This is a genomic window from Mesorhizobium sp. M7A.F.Ca.MR.176.00.0.0, assembly GCF_004023165.1.
Taxonomy (GTDB): Bacteria; Pseudomonadota; Alphaproteobacteria; order Rhizobiales; family Rhizobiaceae; genus Mesorhizobium.
The window spans coordinates 1-21,060 of sequence record NZ_RZTC01000021.1 but is presented as its reverse complement, the minus strand read 5'-3'; the positions used below and the strand labels follow the sequence as shown (position 1 = coordinate 21,060).

The 21,060-nt window shown below is 57.5% G+C and carries 16 protein-coding genes and 1 pseudogene; 6 read left to right on the top strand and 11 right to left on the bottom strand.

What is annotated here, in order from left to right:
• Window positions 1-95 precede the first annotated feature (95 nt).
• The 6 genes from EOB59_RS09870 (at window position 96) to EOB59_RS09845 (ending at window position 5,907) form a co-directional block, all read left to right on the top strand.
• The gene (locus EOB59_RS09870; protein WP_245486579.1) at window positions 96-1,115 is read left to right on the top strand and encodes a glycosyltransferase family 2 protein; all 1,020 of its coding nucleotides are present in this window, start codon (window positions 96-98) and stop codon (window positions 1,113-1,115) included.
• Window positions 1,116-1,739, top strand: a complete 624-nt coding sequence (locus EOB59_RS09865; RefSeq protein WP_128288267.1) for a methyltransferase domain-containing protein — start codon at window positions 1,116-1,118, stop codon at window positions 1,737-1,739.
• Between the two features lie 4 nt (window positions 1,740-1,743).
• Complete coding sequence (locus tag EOB59_RS09860) at window positions 1,744-2,676, top strand: lysylphosphatidylglycerol synthase domain-containing protein (RefSeq protein ID WP_128288266.1); 933 nt, start codon at window positions 1,744-1,746, stop codon at window positions 2,674-2,676.
• Between the two features lie 52 nt (window positions 2,677-2,728).
• Window positions 2,729-4,285: a glycosyltransferase family 39 protein gene (locus EOB59_RS09855; RefSeq protein WP_128288265.1), complete on the top strand. Its 1,557-nt coding sequence runs from the start codon at window positions 2,729-2,731 to the stop codon at window positions 4,283-4,285.
• Window positions 4,278-4,934: a hypothetical protein gene (locus EOB59_RS09850; protein WP_128288264.1), complete on the top strand. Its 657-nt coding sequence runs from the start codon at window positions 4,278-4,280 to the stop codon at window positions 4,932-4,934. Before EOB59_RS09855 ends, EOB59_RS09850 begins: the two co-directional genes overlap by 8 nt.
• Window positions 4,935-5,070: 136 nt before the next feature.
• Entirely contained in the window at window positions 5,071-5,907 is an 837-nt protein-coding gene (locus EOB59_RS09845; protein WP_128288263.1) for a class I SAM-dependent methyltransferase, read from the top strand.
• Between the two features lie 38 nt (window positions 5,908-5,945).
• On the opposite strand, the gene EOB59_RS09840 is transcribed toward EOB59_RS09845, so the two are convergent.
• The 11 genes and pseudogenes from EOB59_RS09840 to EOB59_RS35620 all read right to left on the bottom strand — a co-directional run.
• Window positions 5,946-10,364, bottom strand: coding sequence for a glycosyltransferase (locus EOB59_RS09840; RefSeq protein WP_128288262.1), 4,419 nt, complete (start codon window positions 10,362-10,364; stop codon window positions 5,946-5,948).
• Window positions 10,361-11,263, bottom strand: coding sequence for a dTDP-4-dehydrorhamnose reductase (gene rfbD, locus EOB59_RS09835; RefSeq protein ID WP_128288261.1), 903 nt, complete (start codon window positions 11,261-11,263; stop codon window positions 10,361-10,363). The genes EOB59_RS09840 and rfbD overlap by 4 nt, the downstream gene beginning before the upstream one ends.
• Window positions 11,260-12,330 carry a dTDP-glucose 4,6-dehydratase gene (rfbB, locus tag EOB59_RS09830; protein ID WP_127295707.1) on the bottom strand — a complete coding sequence of 357 codons (1,071 nt, stop codon included), beginning with the start codon at window positions 12,328-12,330 and terminating at the stop codon, window positions 11,260-11,262. The genes rfbD and rfbB overlap by 4 nt, the downstream gene beginning before the upstream one ends.
• A 22-nt stretch (window positions 12,331-12,352) precedes the next feature.
• Window positions 12,353-12,907 carry a dTDP-4-dehydrorhamnose 3,5-epimerase gene (gene rfbC, locus EOB59_RS09825; RefSeq protein ID WP_127272014.1) on the bottom strand — a complete coding sequence of 185 codons (555 nt, stop codon included), beginning with the start codon at window positions 12,905-12,907 and terminating at the stop codon, window positions 12,353-12,355.
• A pseudogene (rfbA, locus tag EOB59_RS09820) lies at window positions 12,908-13,790 on the bottom strand (glucose-1-phosphate thymidylyltransferase RfbA).
• A 144-nt stretch (window positions 13,791-13,934) separates the two neighbouring features.
• A complete protein-coding gene (locus tag EOB59_RS09815; RefSeq protein ID WP_128288260.1) occupies window positions 13,935-15,266 on the bottom strand; it encodes an O-antigen ligase family protein in 1,332 nt (443 codons plus the stop codon).
• A complete protein-coding gene (locus EOB59_RS09810; RefSeq protein WP_245486578.1) occupies window positions 15,263-16,372 on the bottom strand; it encodes a hypothetical protein in 1,110 nt (369 codons plus the stop codon). Before EOB59_RS09810 ends, EOB59_RS09815 begins: the two co-directional genes overlap by 4 nt.
• 37 nt (window positions 16,373-16,409) lie before the next feature.
• Complete coding sequence (locus tag EOB59_RS09805) at window positions 16,410-18,788, bottom strand: polysaccharide biosynthesis tyrosine autokinase (RefSeq protein WP_128288258.1); 2,379 nt, start codon at window positions 18,786-18,788, stop codon at window positions 16,410-16,412.
• A gap of 29 nt (window positions 18,789-18,817) precedes the next feature.
• Entirely contained in the window at window positions 18,818-19,600 is a 783-nt protein-coding gene (locus EOB59_RS09800) for a polysaccharide biosynthesis/export family protein (RefSeq protein WP_128288257.1), read from the bottom strand.
• The gene (locus EOB59_RS09795; RefSeq protein WP_128288256.1) at window positions 19,600-20,409 is read right to left on the bottom strand and encodes a CpsB/CapC family capsule biosynthesis tyrosine phosphatase; all 810 of its coding nucleotides are present in this window, start codon (window positions 20,407-20,409) and stop codon (window positions 19,600-19,602) included. Before EOB59_RS09795 ends, EOB59_RS09800 begins: the two co-directional genes overlap by 1 nt.
• 120 nt (window positions 20,410-20,529) lie before the next feature.
• The coding region (locus EOB59_RS35620; RefSeq protein ID WP_206622037.1) for a hypothetical protein at window positions 20,530-21,060 on the bottom strand (531 nt) is incomplete at its 5' end.

Below are 21,060 nucleotides of genomic sequence, written 5' to 3'. Positions count from 1 at the left end.
CGCCTCGCGATCAATTGGCGTCATATCCAAAGTTCTTCAGGTCCATGCCGTGAATGGCAGCCAGCCGGTCTTAAGAAAAAAGAGAAGAGGGTGGATTGTCAAAGCTTATCATCCAGATCCCATGCTTGAATGAGGAGGGGACACTCGCCGTCACGCTTGCTGATCTCCCACGTCAGGTCGAGGGTTTCGACCAGGTAGAGTGGCTCGTGATCGACGATGGCTCCACTGACCGCACAGTGGAGGTTGCCCGGGAAAACGGTGTGGATCACGTGGTCTCGCTGCCCCACAATCAGGGGCTTGCCAAAGCCTTCATGACCGGCATTGAGACGGCGTTGAAGCTCGGCGCCGATGTTATTGTCAACACAGATGCCGACAACCAATACGATGCCTCCTGCATTCCCGATCTCGTCCGCCCCATACTGGAAAAAAAGGCCCTGATCGTCGTCGGCGCTAGGCCGATCAGCGAGATAGAGCATTTTTCTCCCGTCAAAAAATTCCTGCAGAAGCTTGGAAGCTTGGTCGTCAAGCTTGCCAGCGGCACGACGGTTCCCGACGCGCCGAGCGGTTTCCGTGCCATCCACCGGGACGCGGCGATACAGCTCAACGTCTTCAACCGCTACACCTACACGCTGGAAACGATCATCCAGGCGGGCCGCAGGAACATTCCGATCACCTCCGTGCCGATCCGCGTGAACGGCGATCTCCGGCCCTCACGGCTGGTCAAGAGCATACCAAGCTATGTGCGGCGCTCCCTGATAACGGTTGTGAGGATCTTTGTCGTCTATAGCCCGCTGCGCTTCTTTTCGGTGTGTGCGGCCATAGTCGCCACGCCGGGTTTGATCATGATCGCCCGGTTCCTTTTCCATTATCTAAGGGGTGAAGGCAGCGGCAACATTCAGTCGCTGGTTCTCTCCAGCGCCTTGCTTGCCCTTGCTGGCATCCTCGCCATGAGCGGTATCCTTTCCGAACTGATCGCGGTTAACAGGCAAATCCTCGAAGAAATCAGGATCAGGCAATTGCAACAGGAACATCGGGAAAATGCATTGATCCGCTCGCTTTCGATAGATCGCGAGGGTTCCAAGGTTCAGGCAGGTAAAATAAGCGGAATAGTGTAGATGAACGAAGCGCCAGCAGCCTACGATAACGTCCCGGGCAATTATTACGACAAATACAATACCCGGAATCCGATCGCACGATATCTCATGGATGGCTTTCTGAGCAGTTTCGATATGTTGACGGCGAAGACAGGCGTCCGCAACGCTTACGAGGTCGGCTGCGGCGAGGGAAATTTGTCGATTCGCCTTCATGATCGGGGGTGGAATGTTCGCGGCAGCGACCTGGAATCCGTCAGTGTTTCGGAGGCTAATGAGCAATGCACGAAGCGTGGGCTGGAGCCGATATTTGAAACACGCTCGCTTTTCGACCTGACACCGGAAGTCGCTTCGGCCGAACTGGTGATCTGTTGCGAAGTTCTCGAACACATCCCAGATACCGAACAAGCCCTTGCGATACTCAAATCGCTTGCCAAACCTTACCTTCTTGTCAGCGTGCCACGCGAGCCTGTCTGGCGGGCACTTAACATGGCCAGAGGTAAATACATCCGAAGCCTTGGAAACACGCCGGGGCATATCCAGCACTGGTCATCCGCATCCTTCATCAACCTGCTGGGCAAATCGCTGGAGGTCGTGGAGGTCCGCAAGCCGCTTCCTTGGACCATGGCCCTTTGCCGTTGTGACTGAGACAATGCAGACGGCACCAACAGCCAAAAGCAGAAAGCTGAATTCAATAATTCGTGCCGGGGGTCTGATTGTCAGCCTTGCCGCGCTTGTCTTCGTCGGATTGGCGATCCATCGCTCCTTCGGCGACCTGCAACGACAACTTATTTCACCATTTTTTCTGATCGCCATACCGGGCTGCGCCATCGCCTATGCCGTCATCCTGCAACTGGTCGGCATCGCGTGGTATCGCTTCCTGGTTGCCGTTGACGGGCCGTCGCTTGGGTTGAGTCGTGCGCTTGGCATTTTTGGGAAGACGCAGATCTACAAATACCTGCCGAGCAACGTGATGCATATGGTTGGCCGGTTTGCCCTCGCCCGCAATGCCGGAGCGTCGAACAAGGCGCTTGCCTTTGCCCAGATAGGGGAATTGTCCATCATCGTCCTTGCCGCAGGAACGTTGGCCGCCTTGCTGGCATGGCCGGTTTTCCAGAATGCCTATGCGCGCTATGGTCTCAATAACCCTAGATTGCTCGCGGGAATAATCGCCGCCGGGCTTTTGGCGCTTGCCGTCGGGACAGCGCTTTTGTTTCGCTTCAGGATCGCCGGCATCGGGAGAAGAGCGCTAATCGCCTCTGCCGAAGCATTTCTTCTCTATGCACTGTTTTTCATCGGCAATGGGTTGCTGATCGTTGCGCTTTCCAGAACCTTGGACGATGCGGGGCATGTGGCCGAGCTGGTCGGCATAGGAGCGGCTGCTTGGCTCATTGGCTTTGTCGTTCCGGGAGCGCCGGGTGGCCTTGGGGTGCGTGAAGCAGTTCTGATCATGGGGCTTACCGCCGCGGGCCTGCCGCCTCCGGCAGCCACCGCGATTGCTCTCGGCAACCGGCTCGTCACCGTTCTCGGAGACTGCCTGGTCGCCCTGGTGGAATTGATATTGCAAAAGGGGAAGAGCGCATAAGCGCGAGAGCCCTAAGCAAGGCAGCGGGCAGCGGGAAACGGGATGGGGTGCAATGCTCAGGATAAAATCGGACTGGCCAATTCTTGCGTTGGCACTGCTGTTTACAGCGAAGGCATTTTTCCTGGCCTTCTGGGTTACGCCTCTTTGGGATATTCCAGACGAGATCGGACATTATGCCTATACCGAGGACATTGCCTCGGGGCGCGGTTTTCCACTGCTCGGAACAGCCAATATCAGCGCAGAGATCAATACTAACGTCACTGGGGTTCCCAGCCCTTCATCTGATAACTGGATCGCGCAACACCCTCCCATCTATTACTTGATCGCAGCCATTCCGCTGAAAATAACAACGATCCTCTCCGATAATCAGGATCTGCGTTTCAGATCCCCACGCATCGTCGCCGCGCTGGCCGGCGGTTTGGTGCTAATCGTGTTGTACCAAACCTTGCTGTTTCTATCCGTCGATCGCCGCACGGCCACGGCAGTCGCCGCCGCTACTGGGTTTGTCCCCATGTTCAGCCATCTGGCGTCGGGTACAAATCATGATGTTCCACTCTTCCTGTTTTGCGCGCTGGTGGCCAAATACTTTTCCAGGTACATTGTCGACCGACAGATATCAGACGCTTACCTATGCGCGTTCTGGCTGGCTGTGGCAGCATCAACGAAGATGACGGCGCTTGTCCTCTTGGCTCCGATAGTCGCAATCCTGGTATTCGAGATTGATGGAAATCTGGGCAGGATTTTTAATCGTGCCGTGAGCTTGACGCTGATCGCAATTTCGTTGCCTTCAATTTGGCTGGCTCGAAATATCTGGTATTTTAGCGATCCGTTCACAACTTCCGTTGACCTCAGCGCAGCACCTGGCCAGTCGACAACGTCGCTCTCTTTCTTTGAATTCATGCGCACCTACCCTGCGATCGAGCATTTCGTCGTCAACTTCTTTGGTCTGTTCGGATGGATCGGGACGGGCAAAGGCGCAGTTTCGTGGTTCCAGATAAATGGTCTTCCGCTGACGGCCTATTCAGTAATCTTTTGCGGATTTTCCATTATTGTCGCGGTCGGCGCCACCTTGAGCCTAGCGCAAAGACCTATGCCGGCGCTGCCGGCACCCGGCCCGATCATCAATTACTTCTGGAGATTCTATGATTGGCTCGCGCCGATATCGCGGATTGCATACTCGGGCTTGATCCTGATTGGCGCCGCCGTCGCAGCCGCTGTTGTTCTTGTGCTGACACAATCTCCTAATACCAGCTACGTCATAGCCATCGGCGCCATGGCTCTGATGTATGCTGCCGTGATCTCCTTATTCACTATCGTTTCTGGGCGGCAATCGAATGACGTGCGTTTGTTTTCGTATTGCGTTCTTACAGCGGGTTTCTTCGCTATTGTTCTGGTCGAGCAGATATATTCACTTTCCAATGCGCTAGGTCAACTCAGAGCCTCGCATGGCCGTTACATGTATCCAGTCATCCCATTCCTTGTCCTGGCATTTGGGATGCTCACGAAACGCTCTCGGACCCTCGGCGCGGTATCGATCCTTGTGGTTCTGATAATGGCCTATTTCGAAATCGAAACCTTCATCGTGCAGGTGGTTCCATTCTATGAATAATACCGTCCGGGCACTTGCCGCCACCGCCTTGATCTGCATCCTGGCTGGGTCAACCCTTTTTTTACGCGCACCGGACTATTTCACGCTTGGCACCAACGATATTGTCTCGGCCAGCCCGCTCGTCAACAATAAGCCCGCTGGTGAATTCACAAAGGGGTTTGTTCTGGATCAACCATTGGTGATTAATCAGGCTACAGACGCATTAATCTCCAATCTTGACCAGGTATGCATCGAGCCGCTCCTTGCTACATATGTTCGTCCCAACAGTGGGAAGATGCGAATATCTTTGACTGCCAGCCAGTGGAGCACAACAGGCGTTTTCGATTTCAAGAATTCTCCGAACAACGACTATGCTATGATCTGCCAGGACGTTAAGCATGAATCGACCGGCGTTCAAAACCCCGTCCTCCGCATTGAGAGCCTCGAAGGCGAAAACGGCTCATCGATTACCGCATGGCTCACGCAAGATACGTCTCGTGGCTCGGCTGCCATCAATGGCCGGCAAACGAACATGAGCCTTGTGTTCACAATCAGCAAGCGGGCAGACTTGGCCCACCGGGTCAACCTGCAGAATATCCTCGTCCTGATCTATTTGATGGCCACCGCAGTGCTGATGCTCTCGGCGCTACGCAGAAATAACGCGCCCTGATACGAGTGCAACAAGCCGAAAGCAACACCGCCGACACCACGACTGTTATGACCTATCCGGGTGGCCCCGCCTCCCTTCATTGCTGCTCGCCCGACACAGCCACGCACTGTTGAAGAGGCGTGCGAGGAAGCCCGGCGTGACGATAGCTCCGCAGGCTGCTAAGGTCCGGCCAGCATCGACTTTAGGGGAAATGATGGACATTCTAGACGCATATGTCGCGACTTCGCCAAGCGCTCAAAATGCAGTTGATATCTTCAAAGACGAATGGTCGTCCAAATTTCCGGCGTCTGCCGGCGCGACGACGACTCCTGGGAGCGCCGCCCTATTTGAGGACCCGCGTATCGACTGGCTTTCGAAAACCATCGGGGGATTTGGCAGCAAGCGCATTCTGGAACTCGGACCGCTGGAAGCGGGACACACATACATGATGCATGAAGCAGGGGCGGAATCGATACTCGCCGTCGAAGCCAACTCGCGATCCTACCTGAAATGCCTCTGCGTCAAGGAAATCTTCGACCTCAGCCGCGCACGGTTTCTCTATGGCGATGCGATGAAGTATCTGTCGGAAACCAGCGAGCGCTTTGACGTGTGTGTGGCGTCGGGAATACTCTATCATATGACCCACCCCATTGAATTTCTAGGCAACATTGCGCGTGTATCCGATACAATTTTTCTATGGACGCACTACTACGACGACTCGCTGCGCACCCGGAAAGACTTGGCGAAGCAGTTCGAGAAGCCGTACGAGATCGAAGTCAGCGGCAAAGCCTATACAGTATCCAGGCGGAACTATCAGGAGGCGCTCAAATGGGCCGGCTTCTGCGGCGGCGGGAAGCCTTGGGCATTCTGGCTTACCCGGGATTCCCTGATGCGGGCGATCGCCGATTTCGGCTTCACCGTGGAGGCGATCGAATTCGACCACCCGGACCATCCGAACGGTCCGGCATTGGCTCTGGTAGCCCGCAAAGCGTAGGTCAAATCAAGGCTGAAATTCAGGCGACTTTTCCGATGTCAGCCTAGCGAGAAATCTTCGCGCCCTTTTGTCAAGTTTGGCGAGTAGAAAGGATCACGCTCGATGATCTCCTTCCATCGTCTTTGCATATATGCAATTTCGCTGCTGAAACGCGCCACTTTCTCCGGAGCATCTTCAAAACCACGAGAAACACTTTCGAGATGGTACAGCTCGGCGTAGGGCGTCCAGACGTTTGAATAGCCCGCTTCCCCGACTTTCAGACAGAGGTCCACATCATTGAAGGCGACCGTCAGGTCGATCTCATTGAGGCCCCCGACTTCTTCGAACACGCCTTTGCGGATCAGGAGGCAAGCTGCCGTGACAGCAGAAAGGTTCTGCAACACCTTCAACCTGTAAAAATACCCGGGATGATCGCGTGGAAAATTCTTATGCGAATGCCCTGCGGTGCCGCCCAAGCCGACAATCACACCGCCGTGCTGAATCGTGTCGTCGGCATAGTAGAGCTTTGCGCCGACGCAACCCACATCCGGCTGGACAGCCCAGGAGACCATTTCCGTCAGCCAGTCGGGCGAGATCACCTCGATGTCATTATTGACGAGGCCGATGATCGACCCCTTCGCTTTTCCCACGGCGAAATTGTTGATTGCGGAATAGTTGAACGGCTTGTCGTAACGGAGCACACGAACGTTCTTCGTTTTCTTAAGCTCGCTGAAATAGGCGAGCGTTTCTTCTTCCACTGAGCCATTGTCAGCCACCAAAATCTCGTAATTCCCGTAGGTGGTCTTTTCGCGGATGGATTCCACACAGTTGCGAAGGAGTTCAACCTTGTCGCGCGTTGGGATGATCAGGCTTACGAGCGGCTGCGGCTCGGGGACGAAAAACCGAAGACGGTAAAAGGGTGTGCCGGGAGCTTCCTCAGCTTTCGCCGGAATATCCATGCGTTCGACATGTTCTTCCAGCGCACGCAACCCAGCCATATAGGCGTAGTTCTTTTGCGAACCATCGAGCGCCGTCGAGCCTTCCACCGCGCGCCAATGGTAGAGCACCTTCGGAATGTGCCGAATTCTCTCAGGGGCTATGCGCTCGAAGACGCGCAGATTGAGGTCATAGTCCTGGCTGCCCTCGAAGCCGGGGCGCCAGCCGCCGACAGCGCGGATATTTTCCGCCCGGTGCACGGTGAGATGATTCAGATAGTTCTGTGAGCGGAAAAGTTCCCGCGAGAAATCCGGCTTGAAACAGGGATCATAGCGCCTGCCTTCCGCATCGATCTTGTCTTCGTCGCTGTAGATCAGTTCGGCGTCAGGATGGCGATCGACTTCCAGCACGATCTCGGCCAGCGCATGCGGACGGAGAAGATCGTCGTGATCGAGCAATGCGACCCACTCGCCGGTGACCAGTTCCAGGGCAGAATTGGATGCATGCGAGATATGGCCGTTCTTGTCGCGAAAGACGATTTTGATGCGTGGATCGCGTTTCGTATATTCACTCAAAACGCGCTTCACATGCGGCTCTGTCGAGCAATCGTCCGCTATGCACAACTCCCAGTTCTCGTAGACCTGGGCGCGGACGCTCTCGATCGCCTCCCGCAAGAGTTTCTCCGGGGTGTTGTAGACCGGCATGAGCACCGAAATGAGCGGCGGCTTCTCCAACAGAGCCAACCGCCGCCTCAAATCCGCAACGTCGTGTTCCGTTGGCGTATCGTTGAGCGCAATCCACCCTTCATATGTAGCGCCCCCCAGTGCGCCTCGTGCTTCCGCGGATCGGAGGGTCGCCGCAAATCCCCTGAGGCCGCCTTGCCTCAAGATTTTTACGGCACGCGCGGCAAACCGCCCGAGAGAACGAGGGCTTGTCAGGTGGCGGGAGGCTAGCCCGGCGATAAGACGAGCATAATATTCGACTCGTCCGAGTCGACGCACCCGGACGCGACCGATCGTGATCTGGGCGGCACGGTCGCTTGGATCGAAACGCAGGTTCGAGGCTGCTACATTAAGCAGGAAGGTCGCCGCTGCCAGGCCTTTGCCGTTCGAAAGAAACCGCAGATCGATCCGTTCGATTTCGTTGTACCCCCTGCCGCTGTCGACATAGAGGCGCGCGTCAGTCAACGCGTCCGTTTCAGCCGGGACGTGTACGCTGAGCCTGTAGTGTCCGGGGAGCAATGGCTGGGAGCCCGGCCAGAGGAGTTCGAACTGCGGATCATCGCCCGTTATTGTCCACTCCGTCGCCCCCTTGCCCAATGGCACGCCTTCCAGGTGATGAAGTGCGTTGAGCGTAGCGGTCCGTCCGGCATAAAGAATTGCGTTGGCTGGGGGTGACACAAGCCTCTTCCAAACCGATCGATACCGCCAGGTCCGGCTGCTGTGAACCAATTCGATTTCGTGATTCAACACGGCCATCTGCCGGTGGCGTTCCTGCAGCTTATGTTCGCGCTCCTGCAACTCACGCTGAAGCGCCGCTATGTCCTGGTCCTTTGCCGCGAGATTGGTGTGGGCCAACTCCAGCGCTTGCGTGGCCGCGCGGAGATGCTCGCGCTCGACCGTCAGCGCAGCAATCTCACCGGAATAGGCCTCGATGCGTGCTTCCTGGCTTACCACCAACGCCCTGTTGGTTTCGATTTCCGCTTCCATGGTCGTCGTTCTCAGCGACCACTGGTTTCGGGTTTGGTCAGTCGCCTTGCTCCTCGTCTCGTCGAGAGCAACCATGCCCTCGTCGGCGAGCGCGACCCGCCCGTGCACGCTGCGCGCGCCCAGGACGTTTTCCGGAATTGGCAGCTTCGTTACAATGCAAAGCGAGTTCAAGAACTCGACGGAATGAACCGATGCGAGAGAAGCTTCGTTGAATGCGACCTGGTGCCTGTCGGCGAAAGTCGCCAAGGCATCGACCCGACGGCGATCCAGCCCCCAGTGCTCATGGTTGACCACATCAAGCAGGCGTTTGAAAAACGACATCGAGGAAAGCGGATCGTAGAGACCGCCCTCGAACTCCTGCCAGTAACTGCAATGCAGATCTTCGGCGATGTAGATGCCCCCTTCGGAAAGGTGGGGGAAATATCGCGCGAACGAGCGTATTATATCCGAGGATAGGTGCGATCCGTCATCAATTATAATATCATATTTTTCCGACATCGAGATGATGTCGCGCTCTGTTTCATCAGTATTGGCGTCACCTACGGAAATCTTTATCTTCCGGCTGTCGAAAACGAGATTTCCGCAAGCCAGATTGACGTCACAGCCAACGATTATTTCAGCATTGGGGAAATATTTCTGCCATATCTCCAGGGATCCGCCATTCTGAACTCCGATTTCCAGGATTCGAACCGGCCTGTCTCGATACTCTGAAAAAATATGGTCATAGGTGCTGAGATAGATCGACCATTTATCCGACACTTTGCCGCGATGCGCGTCGTACAGGTCACGAAGTGAAACGAATGGTTCCTGCATTGCGGGCCGCGCATCGCGCTGTTTGGCTAATTGCTGCTGTTCCAACTTCTGCCGATGAAACACGCTGAGACGGCAATCAATTTCAGGGAAAAAAGCGTCGCCAAAAGTTCTTGAAACAGATTCGAACTCTGCTCTGATCCGATCAAGATTTTCTATTGCAACTGCATCAGCATCATCGGACCTGAGCGCTATCAGTGCGGTATAAGCGTCTTTGACCCAGTCAATGATGCGCAAGTCTGCGTCGAGCAACTCAGTGCTGGCGGCAAAGTGCTGATTGTCGGTAGCGAAATGCTCAGACAGCAGGGACTGCCATTTCACGTCGGGTACCGGCCAGTCTAGGCTGAGAGTAGCAGTGATCCCGTCGATACCCTGTCGCCAGTCATCAAGCAGACTCTCGTAAGACAACAAGATGCGTGACCGACCCCTAGTTGCGCGCTCGGCTTCCAATTCGTGGCGAAGCCAAAGAAGCGAACTGAAGCCCATCGTGAAACCGTTTCGGTTCGCCAGGGAAGCGATCACAGCCAACGGATTGCGGTCTATCAGCACATAGCGAACATCGATGCGCATGCGCCTCAAGATCTCCGCATAAAGCGGCACGAAACGTGAGATACGCGGCTCCTTGAGCACAAAAAACGGCGCGCTGCCGTATTCCTCGTCGATCAGCCGCGCGATCTCTGCTTTGTAGAAGCGCAGACGCTGCGCGCCGAGATCGTTGGGATCGAAGGATCGCCAATCATCCCAGCTGCTTCCTGCTTCGGCCAGCATCTGGTCGTGCAGCGCAATGAGACGCTCCGGCTCCCAGTGACCCGTTGGATTGGATAGATTGGCGCCCAGCATGTTCTTAGGCAGTTCCGCGCCAAGCAGATTGATCGCCCTCGTCAGCGCGCTGGTGCCCGAGCGATGCATGCCGAGCACCATGATGCAGGTGCGTTTGGCTGCTTTCGGCTTTGCCTTGCGTGCCTTCGGCTCGTCGACGGGCGCGGCATCGCGCGTGTTGTCCGCAGAAGGGTGCTTGTTCATGCCGTCAATGCCTGTTTCGTCTCACCGTCGAGAAGCCGGTGCACCACCGCTTCCGTCGATTGCCGCCAGTCCGGCGCATTCCAGCCGAAGACGGAGGCGAATTTCGCGCTCGATAGCCGGGAATTGGCGGGGCGGCGCGCCTTGGTTGGGTAGTCCATCGTAGCAATGTCCCGTACCCGCGCCCAGGGACCACCCAACACGCGGCTTGTGTCGAGTATATGGCGGGCAAAGCCGCTCCAGTTGGCCTCGCCGGTTCCGGCCAGATGATAGATGCCGGATGTGCCGGCGCCCTCGTGCAGCCGTGCCGCCGCATGCAGGATCGCGTCGGCGATATCAAGTGCCGATGTTGGATTTCCCCACTGATCGGCCACCACCGCGATCTCGTCGCGGTCGGCGGCCAGCCGCAGCATGGTTTTCACGAAATTCTTGCCGAACGGGCTGTAGACCCATGCCGTGCGCAGGATCAGATGGCGCGGATTGGCTGATGCTACCGCCTGCTCGCCGGCAAGCTTGGAGGCGCCATAGACGCTGGCTGGTGCGGTCGCATCGGTCTCCACGTAGGCGGCGTCCTTGGTGCCGTCGAAGACATAGTCGGTCGAAAGATGGATGACGGGAACGCCCAGGCGGGCCGCGGCTTGCGCCACCTTGCCGGCGCCGACGGCGTTCACCGCGAATGCCAGATCGGGCTCGTCCTCGGCCTGATCCACCGCCGTGTAGGCGGCAGCCGACACGACGACATCAGGCTTCGCGGCCGCGATGGCTTCGATCACCGTGTCGGGTCTTGCGAGGTCGAGTTGCGGACGGCCAATGGCGATGACCTCAACGCCGGCGGCCGCCTGGGCGGCCTCCAGGAGGCTTGCCGCGACCTGCCCGTCGCGTCCGGTGACAACCAGCCTCACGCCGCCCCCTTGCGTGCTTCGCCCAGCCGTTCACCGGCATAGCGCTGTTCGCGGATCGGTCCCCACCACCATTTGTTGTCGAGAAACCAGTCGACGGTCTTGGCGAGGCCGCTGTCGAAATTCTCATTGGGCGCCCAGCCCAGGTCCCGGCCTATCTTCGAGGCGTCGATGGCATAGCGGCGATCGTGACCGGGGCGGTCGGTGACGAAGGAAATCAGGTCGCGATAGCTCTTGCCCCCTGCCCGCGGCCGCCTGCTGTCGAGGAGATCGCAGATCGTCTCGACGACGCCCAGGTTTGTGCGTTCGGAATTGCCGCCGACATTGTAGCTTTCGCCCGGCAGACCCCTGGTCGCGACAAGTTCCAGCGCGCGTGCGTGATCCTCGACGAACAGCCAGTCGCGCACATTGGCGCCGGCGCCATAGACCGGCAGCGGCTTTTCATCGAGCGCGTTGAGGATGACCAGCGGGATCAGCTTTTCGGGAAAGTGATAGGGTCCGTAATTGTTCGAGCAATTGGAAAGCACGACCGGCAGGCCATAGGTTTCGTGCCAGGCCCGCACCAGATGGTCCGAGGCGGCTTTCGAGGCGGAATAGGGCGACGACGGCGCGTAGGGCGTTTCCTCGACGAACATGCCGCCGTCGAAGGGAAGATCGCCGAATACCTCATCGGTCGAGACATGATGGAAGCGGAAATGGCTCTTCCGGTCTTCGGGCAGGCCGCGCCAGTATTCCAGCGCGGCATTGAGCATCTTGTAGGTGCCGACGATGTTGGTCTCGATAAAGGTGCCCGGCCCATCGATCGAGCGGTCGACATGGCTCTCGGCGGCAAGGTTCATGACGATGTCGATATCGTCGCGCCGGAGGATATCGAGCACCGCCTTTTCGTCGCAGATGTCGGCCTGCGCGAAGCGATAATTGTGTGCGTTCTCGATCGGCCGCAGCGAGGCCAGGTTTCCCGCATAGGTTAGCTTGTCGAGATTGGTCACCCGATAGGCCGGGTTGGCGCATAGATGCCGGCACACCGCCGAACCGATAAAGCCAGCACCGCCCGTCACCAGAAAATTCATGCCGCTGTCCTCACGCAACCCATCAGGCGAACACCTCGGCGGCGGCCAGCAGCGGCGCCTTGAGGTCCTTGTCCGAGAGCTGGAACCCGCCGGCCAATGACGGCCATTCGATGCCGATGGCGGGATCGTCGAAACGGACCGACCGATCATGCGCCTGCGAATAGGTGTCGGTCACCTTATACAGGACCTCGGTGTCAGGCACGAGCGTCACGAAACCGTGCGCGAAGCCTTTCGGCACCAGAATCTGGTTGCCCTTTTCGGCCGACACTTCGAGAGCGACCCATTTTCCGAAGGTTTTCGAACCGCGGCGAATGTCGACCGCGACATCGAGAATGCTGCCCCGGATGACGCGCAGCAGCTTGTCCTGGGCGCGCGGCGCAAGCTGATAGTGAAGCCCTCGCAAGACGCCCGCCGCGGCGGAATAGGAATGATTGTCCTGCACGAAAGCCAGGTCTATGCCGGCCTGCGAAAAGCGCTCGGCATTGTAGGTTTCCACGAAGAAGCCGCGCGCGTCGCCATGTCGCTTCGGCACGATTTCCAGCACGCCATCGATGCCAAGGGGCCTGACCTCCAACACCTAGCCCTCCGACAGGTCGACGACACGCCGGCGCAGATAGGCGGCATATTCATTCTTGCCCAGGTGGTCGGCGCGACGCAGAACCTGGTCCACTGTCAGCCAACCCTGTTCAAAGGCGATCTCTTCGGGACAAGCGACCTTGATGCCCTGGCGGTGCTCGATGGTGCGCACGAATGACGAGGCCTCATGCAGGCTGTCATGCGTGCCGGTGTCGAGCCAGGCATAGCCGCGCCCCAACCGATGCACATGCAACTGGCCGCGCTCGAGGTAGACGTTGTTGACCGCCGTGATCTCGAGCTCGCCGCGCGCCGAGGGGCGGATGGCAGGGGCGATGTCGACGACGTCGTTGTCATTAGAAGTAGAGACCGGTAACCGCCCAGTTGGATTTCGGCGCCTGCGGCTTTTCCTCGATCGTCAGCGCCGTTCCCGTGGCCTTGTCGAAGGAAACCACGCCATAACGCTGGGGATCCTCGACATGATAGGCGAACACCGAAGCGCCCTTTTCGCGCGAGGCAGCGTCGCGGCAAAGCTGCGACAGCCCGTCGCCGAAATAGATGTTGTCGCCGAGGATCATCGACACGTTGTCCTTGCCGATGAAATTGCGGCCGATGATGAAGGCCTCCGCCAGCCCGTTGGGCTGCGGTTGCTCGGCATAGGACAGGTCGAGGCCGAACTCCGATCCATCGCCAAGCAGATCGCGAAAAACCGGCAGGTCACGCGGCGTCGAAATGATCAGAATTTCACGGATACCCGCGAGCATCAGAACGCTCAGCGGATAATAGATCATCGGCTTGTCGTATATCGGCAGAATTTGCTTAGAGACTGCTAATGTTAGCGGATAAAGACGCGTTCCACTGCCTCCAGCAAGGATAATTCCTTTCAAGAAGCTCTCCTTGACATGCCTGAACCCCCCGGCCCCAGCCGACCGTGCTTAGGTTCCATGCAATGGCTTGTCAATCTCGGCGTTCGGCAAACGTCTGGGTCACGATCCGGCGCCAATCCATCGCCAATTCCAGGCGACGCATTGCTATCGTCTTGCCAGAGCCGGCCTGACGGGAACAAGCAGATTGTCATCATGGGCCTCGGTCGACTCGCCTCTCTGGCTTAACCGCCCAGCGAATCCCTTGTGAAAGATGATGCCATTCATATAGGCGAAAGTCATCGCAAGCGCCGCCGTTCGCATGGGATAATCGACCAGGGAATGAACGAGCAGAAACGATACTGAGAGAAACGCCATTTTCTGCAGCGGATCTCGCCGTGCCGCCAGGGAAAACGCAAAAAGCAATATCGAGTAGGCCGCGACCAGAAAGACAACAGGCGCGCCACCTTCAAGTGCCAGTTCCAGATAATCATTGTGGGCGTGATTGACGTAGGGCTTGAAGATCATCTCTCCCTTTTCGTAAATCTGGTAGACTTTCGGAAAACTCCCAAAGCCGACGCCCGTCGCCCAGTTCTCTTCAATTCCCGCGATCGTCGTGCGGGCAAATTCGGCCCGTCCAAAGGCCGGGTCAACCACTTCCGCATCGATCTTCGTCCACGCCCCGATCGTGTAGAGCGAAAGTCCGATGAAGACAGCGGGTATTCCATACCCGCCCAGCCTCGAGCGCGCGGACAGAAAGACGACTGATATTATGGTGATCGCCAGCCCTATCAGAATACCGGCGCGCGAACCGGCGGCCAGAAGCAGCAGCAGCAGCGTTATCAAACCGAGCGACCCGGACAGAAGGTGCCCGCGAAACAGGCCGTAGTAGACGACGAAGGGGATGGAGACGAAGAGCAAAGCTGAAAAATGGTTCTGGTTGGCAAACAGTCCCGCATTGATCGTGAACGGCAGCAAACCCTGTATGGCAACCGTATCGGAGAGCGAATACTGGATCGCCGCAGCCAATCCGTTACAGATGACACCCATCAAAAAGAAGGGCAGAAGGCCGTAGACCTGATCTGGGCGCAAGCGGGTGACGCTCAGAAAGAATGCAGCCATCGCCACGAAGTACAACAGACACTCGATCGTGCGTCCCACGCCGACACTGACGAAACGCAGCCCGGTTTCACCGCTCAGCCATGGATTTGCAAGTAGAACCTCAGGCCGCAATCCGCTCAACAGGGCGGCGGGCAGCGGCATGATCTGAAAACAGAACACGGCAAGACCCAGAGCAAGCAACCACAGGGCCGAGCGAGGGATGCCGTGCTCAGACGGCCTTGAAAAGATGGCCGCGGCCGCGACAATCGCCGCCACCTCGATCAGCGCTTCGGTGTAGAGACCGCTCGCGGTGCCGCCGCCAATCAGCACTGACAGGAAAAGAACCGACCCAAGCAGATATTTTTCCCATTCCGTGGACCGGGCTGACCGCGCTCTCAAGATGAAACTCTTTCGATGCTCAATTTGTGCATGACCAACGTGCCAACGTATCGAAATCGCCAGCTCTCAGCGATGGCAGCTGTTTCCAGCCGCAACACTTGCATGGGACACGCGCCTAGTCCGATCGCGAAATCCAGACTCAACTGCCGCCGATTGAATGTGCCCTCCGGAATGTTGAACCGAGCTATTTCTCCCGCCGGATCCGCGCATCTGATGGACCAGAACAACTGCTTGGGCAGCTTCAGGTTTCTCGCGGAGGCGATCAGGGAAATCCTGTAGGAGCCGGGAGGCAGTTCGACATATTGCTGGAGCGCGGCGTTCTTCACCGGCGTATTCAGGAATCGGACAGTCGCTCCGCTATCGCTTTCTGCGACATCGCGCGCCCCGGCAAAGGTAATTTCCAGACCGGAGCGGTCGCGAACCTGCCAGTCGAATGGCTTGTCGCTGAGGATCTGTTCAAAGCCGCCGTTGAAAATGTATCCGGCCAGTGTCCGCTCCTGGTCGGTCAGACTGAACAGGAACAGCCGATAGGCCGCCTCGTATTCCTTCTGCCGGATGTACCCGTTGATTACGGCAGACAATTCCTTCGACGTCGGTTGTGAGTTCGATCCGGTAAGGTCCAGCAACAGTTGATTTGCGACGCGCAGGCCCCGCGGATCCTTACCAAGAGCGGAGAAAAGATTGGACCTCCACGGTGCCTCGATCCTTAAGGCTGCCAGGACAGCCTGATATCCGTCCGGGTTTGAAAGAATAGCCGGCAAGCCCGCCGCGATGACTGGAAATGTGTCCGGCCACCGGCGCAGCAACGTGTCGATCTCGGCGACGGCCTTTGACAGGTCGCCCATCTCGATCGAGCGATCGATCGATCTCTGAAGCGAATGGATTTCAGTCTTGGACAGCTTTCGAGCCTGGTCGAAGAGTTCAAAAGCCTCGTCTTTCTCGCCTTGTCGATACTCAATCTCGCCTATCAGGCTGTAGAGCCGGGCGTCCGCGACGTTGAAACGAAGCGCGCTCCTCGCCTTTGCTGCCAAGACGTCGAGATCAACACCGTCGCCTGTTTCGCTCAGCCGACCGGCAATTTCGCCTATCAAGGCATCTATGTTCAACGGATCTAGCGCAAGCGAGACGGCCGGCGTTTCCGACTCAAGAAGCCGACTTAGCCCTATCGACGAAACCGCCAACACCAGAACGGAGGCGACGAACCAAACGCCTGAACGCCGGAGATTTCGCGTGAGCGGGCTCGCCTGCTCCGTCATCGACTTTGCCCTCAATTTTCGGGGTACTCGCGCCATAGTCGTAGTACTGATAGTTCATGTATTTATAGGCGTAATTGTAATCGAACTTGTTGACCGTGAATTTCGACATCGCCGCTCCGATCACGTTCGCACCGGCTGAGCGCAGACGCTTGAGTGCCGTTTTGGCTGACTTGCGTGTGACCTGATTGGTCGAAACGACCATCAATGTGCCTTCGGCAAGCCGGCTGAGGATTGGTGCATCGGAAAGACCGACGACCGGCGGGGCGTCTATGATGACCAGATCGAAGCGTTTGCCGAGATTGGTCAAGATCAACGCCATCTTCGGTGACGAGAGCAGGTCGGCCGGATTCGGCGGAATCGTTCCGGACGTCAGCACGGTGACATTAGGGTATTTCGTCGGTCTGAAAATGCCCGGCAGATCGTCCTTGCGGACGGTATTAGTCAGCAGGTTGCTCAACCCGATCGCATTGTCGAGGCCGAACAGCCGGTGCAGGTTGGGTTTGCGGAGATCGCCGTCGACAAGCAGAACCCTTGCGCCGAGCGCCGCGAAATCCTGGCCAAGCTTGAACGACGTGGTCGACTTGCCTTCCGACGGTTCCGAACTGGTCACCAGCAGCGATCGCGGCGCGCCCTCCGCACCGGAGAACTGCAGCGATGTTCGCAGCGAACGATAGGCCTCGGAGAGCCCGGATTTTTGATCGGCGATGCTGGCTATGAGTTCGCGGTCACCGACAAGCGGCAGGATGCCGAGCATCGCCAGCCCCAGCTCTTTCTCGATCTGCTCTGGGTTGGTGAAAGTGTTGTTCAGCAACTCGATGATGTAGATGATCGATGCAGCCAGGGCCATGAAAAGCGCGAGAGCGACTGCAAGGTTGATGCTCAGACGTGGAGAATAGGGGGCTGTGGGCAGCGAAGCGAAATCTACTATCGCAGCGCTTTGCGTCTTGAGCTCCGAGCTGACGCCGACTTCATTCAGCTTGGCGATAAGGCTGTCATACTGCGACCGGTTGGAGTCGACCTCGCGCTTCAGGATCGTGTATTTGATATTCTTGTCGTTGAAGACGACCTGCTGCCTCTCCATCTCCGCGAGCTTGGACTTGAGGTCGGTTTCCTTGTTCTGTGCTTCCTGATATTTCAGCCGCAACGAATCGGTTATCGCCAGAACGCCATTGTTGTAGAGTCGCTGCAGTTCCTTGATCTGCGATTGTAATTGCTGCATTTCCGGAAAACCGGGCTTCAGGATGCCCAATTTCTGCTGATACTGGCTGGTCAGATCCGCCAGCTTTTCGCTAAGCTTCTGCAGACCTTCGCTTTCCAGAACCGGACCGAGGCTCGACCCGCGGCCTTTTTCTATCTGATCGACCACCCGCCCCGCATCAAGACGCTCCTGGATTGCAGTGGCCAGGGCGGTGTTCAGGGCTTCGATGTTGGAGCCGATCAGCGATTTGTCATCGCCGGTAACCGTGATGCCGGCATCTTTTGCATAGGTGACCAGTTCCTCTTCGGAGGTCTGCAGCTTTTGCTTCACCTGCAAAACCTGTTCCTGGATGAACTGCCGTGCCAGATCAGAGGTCTCGCTGGTCTGATCGAGACGTTGATCGATAAAGCTCTGCGCGACCTGATTGGCAACGTCGCTTGCATATTTCGGCTTTTGATCGACGAAGGTGATCGATAGCAGGCTCGTATTGGTGACCAGATTGACCGTCAGATCTTCCTGGATGCGCTTGATCGCAATTGCCTCGCGCTCTTCAGGCGTTTTCTCCTCAATGGAGGGTGACTTGGACATCCCGAACGCACGGTAGACAATATTGCTCGGGGAAAAGCTCGGCGTCGGAAACAGAAAATCCGGTTTTTCGCTAAGCCCAAGCTGGAACACCACGCGCTGAGCCAATGCCCGACTCTTCAGCTTCTCCCGAGCGGTCAGGAAGGCCCGGACGTCGCTGTTTTCGGAAACGACCTCAATGTCCTGAAACACTTTCGCCGAAGGCACCAGAACTTCGAGCTGCGTCGTCGCCAGGTATTTTGGTGTCTGCATCATCGTCACGATGACGCCGGCAACGAGCCCGGCCGCCGCCATCATGACGATCAGCCAGCGATACTGGACGATGTATAAAAGCAGCTTGAGCGGGTTGAACCCCTCATCCTGGCCCGCATAGTCGCGACCATAGGGACCGTAGTTTTGCGGCACGTCGTAATAGGAGTCCGCGGACAGGGCCTGGCCATGTCCGGGTCCGGCAAGTTGGGGCTGCCTGTTGCGATCGAGCATGCGCGAGGTGATCCTGGGGTTGTCCGTGTCTACGGAATGACCGCAATGCGGGCAGCGCTGGAGGCGAGGCCCAGCGCATCCTTCAAATTGTTCATCGCGATTTTCGACTTCGAAGCAAAAACGACGACCACGTCGCCACCATAGATGCGCGGGTTGCGGTTCTTGCCGGCGCGGATTTCCTCGACATTGTAATTTGCGACCAGCTTGTTTTGGCCGACATTGCGATAGACGAAGACCTTGCCGGCATCACCGATCGGATTGAACCCTCCGGCAAGGGCGATCGCGTCGAGCAAGGAAGCGCTGCTGGACACCGGATAAATGCCGGCCTTGTTGACTTCACCATCGACCGTGATGCGCTGGCCAATCGACTCCTTGACGAAAATCGTCACGTCAGGCGACTGCAAGTACTTTTCACCGTAGGCAGTCTCGATTTCCTTCTCGAGCTTACGAACGGTCTTGCCGGCTGCAGTCATGGTCCCAATCAGCGGAAGCGAAATCTGTCCGCCCGCGTCGACCTGAACTGTTCTGTTCAAATTATCGACCTGAAACACACTGACCTCGAGCACATCGTTGGCAGACAGAGGCTGCTCGCTGCCGTTCTGGGTATTCTGCGGCGGCGGGAGATCCTTGACCACCTGCAGCGTACCACCGCCAGAGAGCGCCGATGAAGACGCCGTCGGCTGCAGCGCATCGACAGAACTGGTGGAGGACGTCGATGTCGACGAAGTGCTTGCGCAAGCAGATATTGCTAGCGATGCGAGCAAAGCGGGCACGGTGCCCGCATGACTTCTTGCAAGATCGAAAATGCCCATCAAAGAGCCCCGCTCTTGAACAACCGGCCCAATCCGCCAAACCGCCCCGCACTGCTGCCGCCCGATTTTCTCGGGCTTTGCTTTCCGATGGGCACGAGCGGCCGATTTTGCAATATCGCGTCCGGGCGTTTCACTGCCATGTTGTAAGCCTCATCTTCCCCACACCGGTTCGCGATGGCGACAACCGCCTGCGAAAGCCCTGGCCGCCGCCGGCTGGCGCCGTGGGTGTCGGAGGCGACAATATCCACCCTGCCCTCATCCAGCAGCTTCTCCGAGTAGTAGAGCGCCGTACGTCCGAAGGCCCCCGTCACAGAATCAGCCGTGAGCTGAATAAGGCAGCCTAGCGTATTCAACCTCTCGACGACGTCGTAATTCGCCTTGATCCAGGTCAACCGCTCTGGATGAGTGAGGATCGGCACGAAGCCGGCGCCTATGAGACGGGCGGCGAAGTCTTCGAGCCGCGGAGGCAAAATGTGATGTGGCGGTTCGAACAGGAAATAGCGGGATCCGTTCAGAGTCGGCACCGTACCAAGCCTCAATCGATTGGGGAGATCAGGCGCGAGATGAACATCAGCGCCAACATATAGGGTAAGCGGTATGGCAGCGCGATGAAGCTCCAATTCCAACGCCTGAACAGCCCCGACAATCTTTGGCGTGGCGTTCTCATAAACCCCAGGCATTACATGCGGCGTACATGCCATATGCGTTGTACCGTCGGCCACTGCCAGCCGTGCCATCTCCAGCGACATGGCCAAGTCAGGAGAACCGTCATCGAGACCGGGCAGGATATGTGAATGCAGGTCGATCATTGGCGTTTCTGGTTGAGAGGAGGCAAAGCTTCGCCTCGACAAAATAGAAACGCGTCACCCGCATGAAGGCGAATGACGCATTTGACAAATTTACGCAAAACAGCGGGGGTCGTATCCCGCCTATTGGCTGACCGCGTCGTCGTCATCCTGCAGGCCGATAATAAGGGCGGCGGCACCACCGACGGCGGCGCCGCCCAAGAGAACCGGCAGCATGCCAGGTTCTGAGCTGGCGGGTACGATCGTCGCAGACGGTGTCTCAAGCGAAACGCACATGCCGCCTTCGATAGGGTCGACCTTGACGGTGGCATTGGCTGGAATATCGAGCGCGCAATTGGCTCCGATAGCCAGCGAAGCAGACGCCTGCGCCCCGGTCATGATGCGCGCGCCCGCATACACCGGCGCCTCGGCATCCACCCCTGCATAGCCGCCGGCCTGGGACATCTGGACATCACCCCGGACCTGCGTAAGACGACCTATTGCGTCTGCGGACGCCGGCACAAGACAGGAACAGGTTTGCTGAGCTACAGCCTCGGGCGCGGCGAACAGGGCGCCCCCTGCGACGAATGCAACAAAAGCAAAAGCAACCCCGAACCGATGGCAACTCATCATTTTACCCCACCAAAACCTGTAACTCGCCCTGTTGGTACGAAT

Excerpts from the sequence above, each read along its gene's own strand:
- EOB59_RS09800 (WP_128288257.1), bottom strand. The coding sequence starts at position 19,600 with ATGGGCATTTTCGATCTTGCAAGAAGTCATGCGGGCACCGTGCCCGCT.
- EOB59_RS09865 (WP_128288267.1), top strand. The coding sequence starts at position 1,116 with ATGAACGAAGCGCCAGCAGCCTACGATAACGTCCCGGGCAATTATTAC.
- EOB59_RS09840 (WP_128288262.1), bottom strand. The coding sequence starts at position 10,364 with ATGAACAAGCACCCTTCTGCGGACAACACGCGCGATGCCGCGCCCGTC.
- EOB59_RS09850 (WP_128288264.1), top strand. The coding sequence starts at position 4,278 with ATGAATAATACCGTCCGGGCACTTGCCGCCACCGCCTTGATCTGCATC.
- EOB59_RS09855 (WP_128288265.1), top strand. The coding sequence starts at position 2,729 with ATGCTCAGGATAAAATCGGACTGGCCAATTCTTGCGTTGGCACTGCTG.
- EOB59_RS09805 (WP_128288258.1), bottom strand. The coding sequence starts at position 18,788 with ATGCTCGATCGCAACAGGCAGCCCCAACTTGCCGGACCCGGACATGGC.
- EOB59_RS09795 (WP_128288256.1), bottom strand. The coding sequence starts at position 20,409 with ATGATCGACCTGCATTCACATATCCTGCCCGGTCTCGATGACGGTTCT.
- rfbB (WP_127295707.1), bottom strand. The coding sequence starts at position 12,330 with ATGAATTTTCTGGTGACGGGCGGTGCTGGCTTTATCGGTTCGGCGGTG.
- EOB59_RS09860 (WP_128288266.1), top strand. The coding sequence starts at position 1,744 with ATGCAGACGGCACCAACAGCCAAAAGCAGAAAGCTGAATTCAATAATT.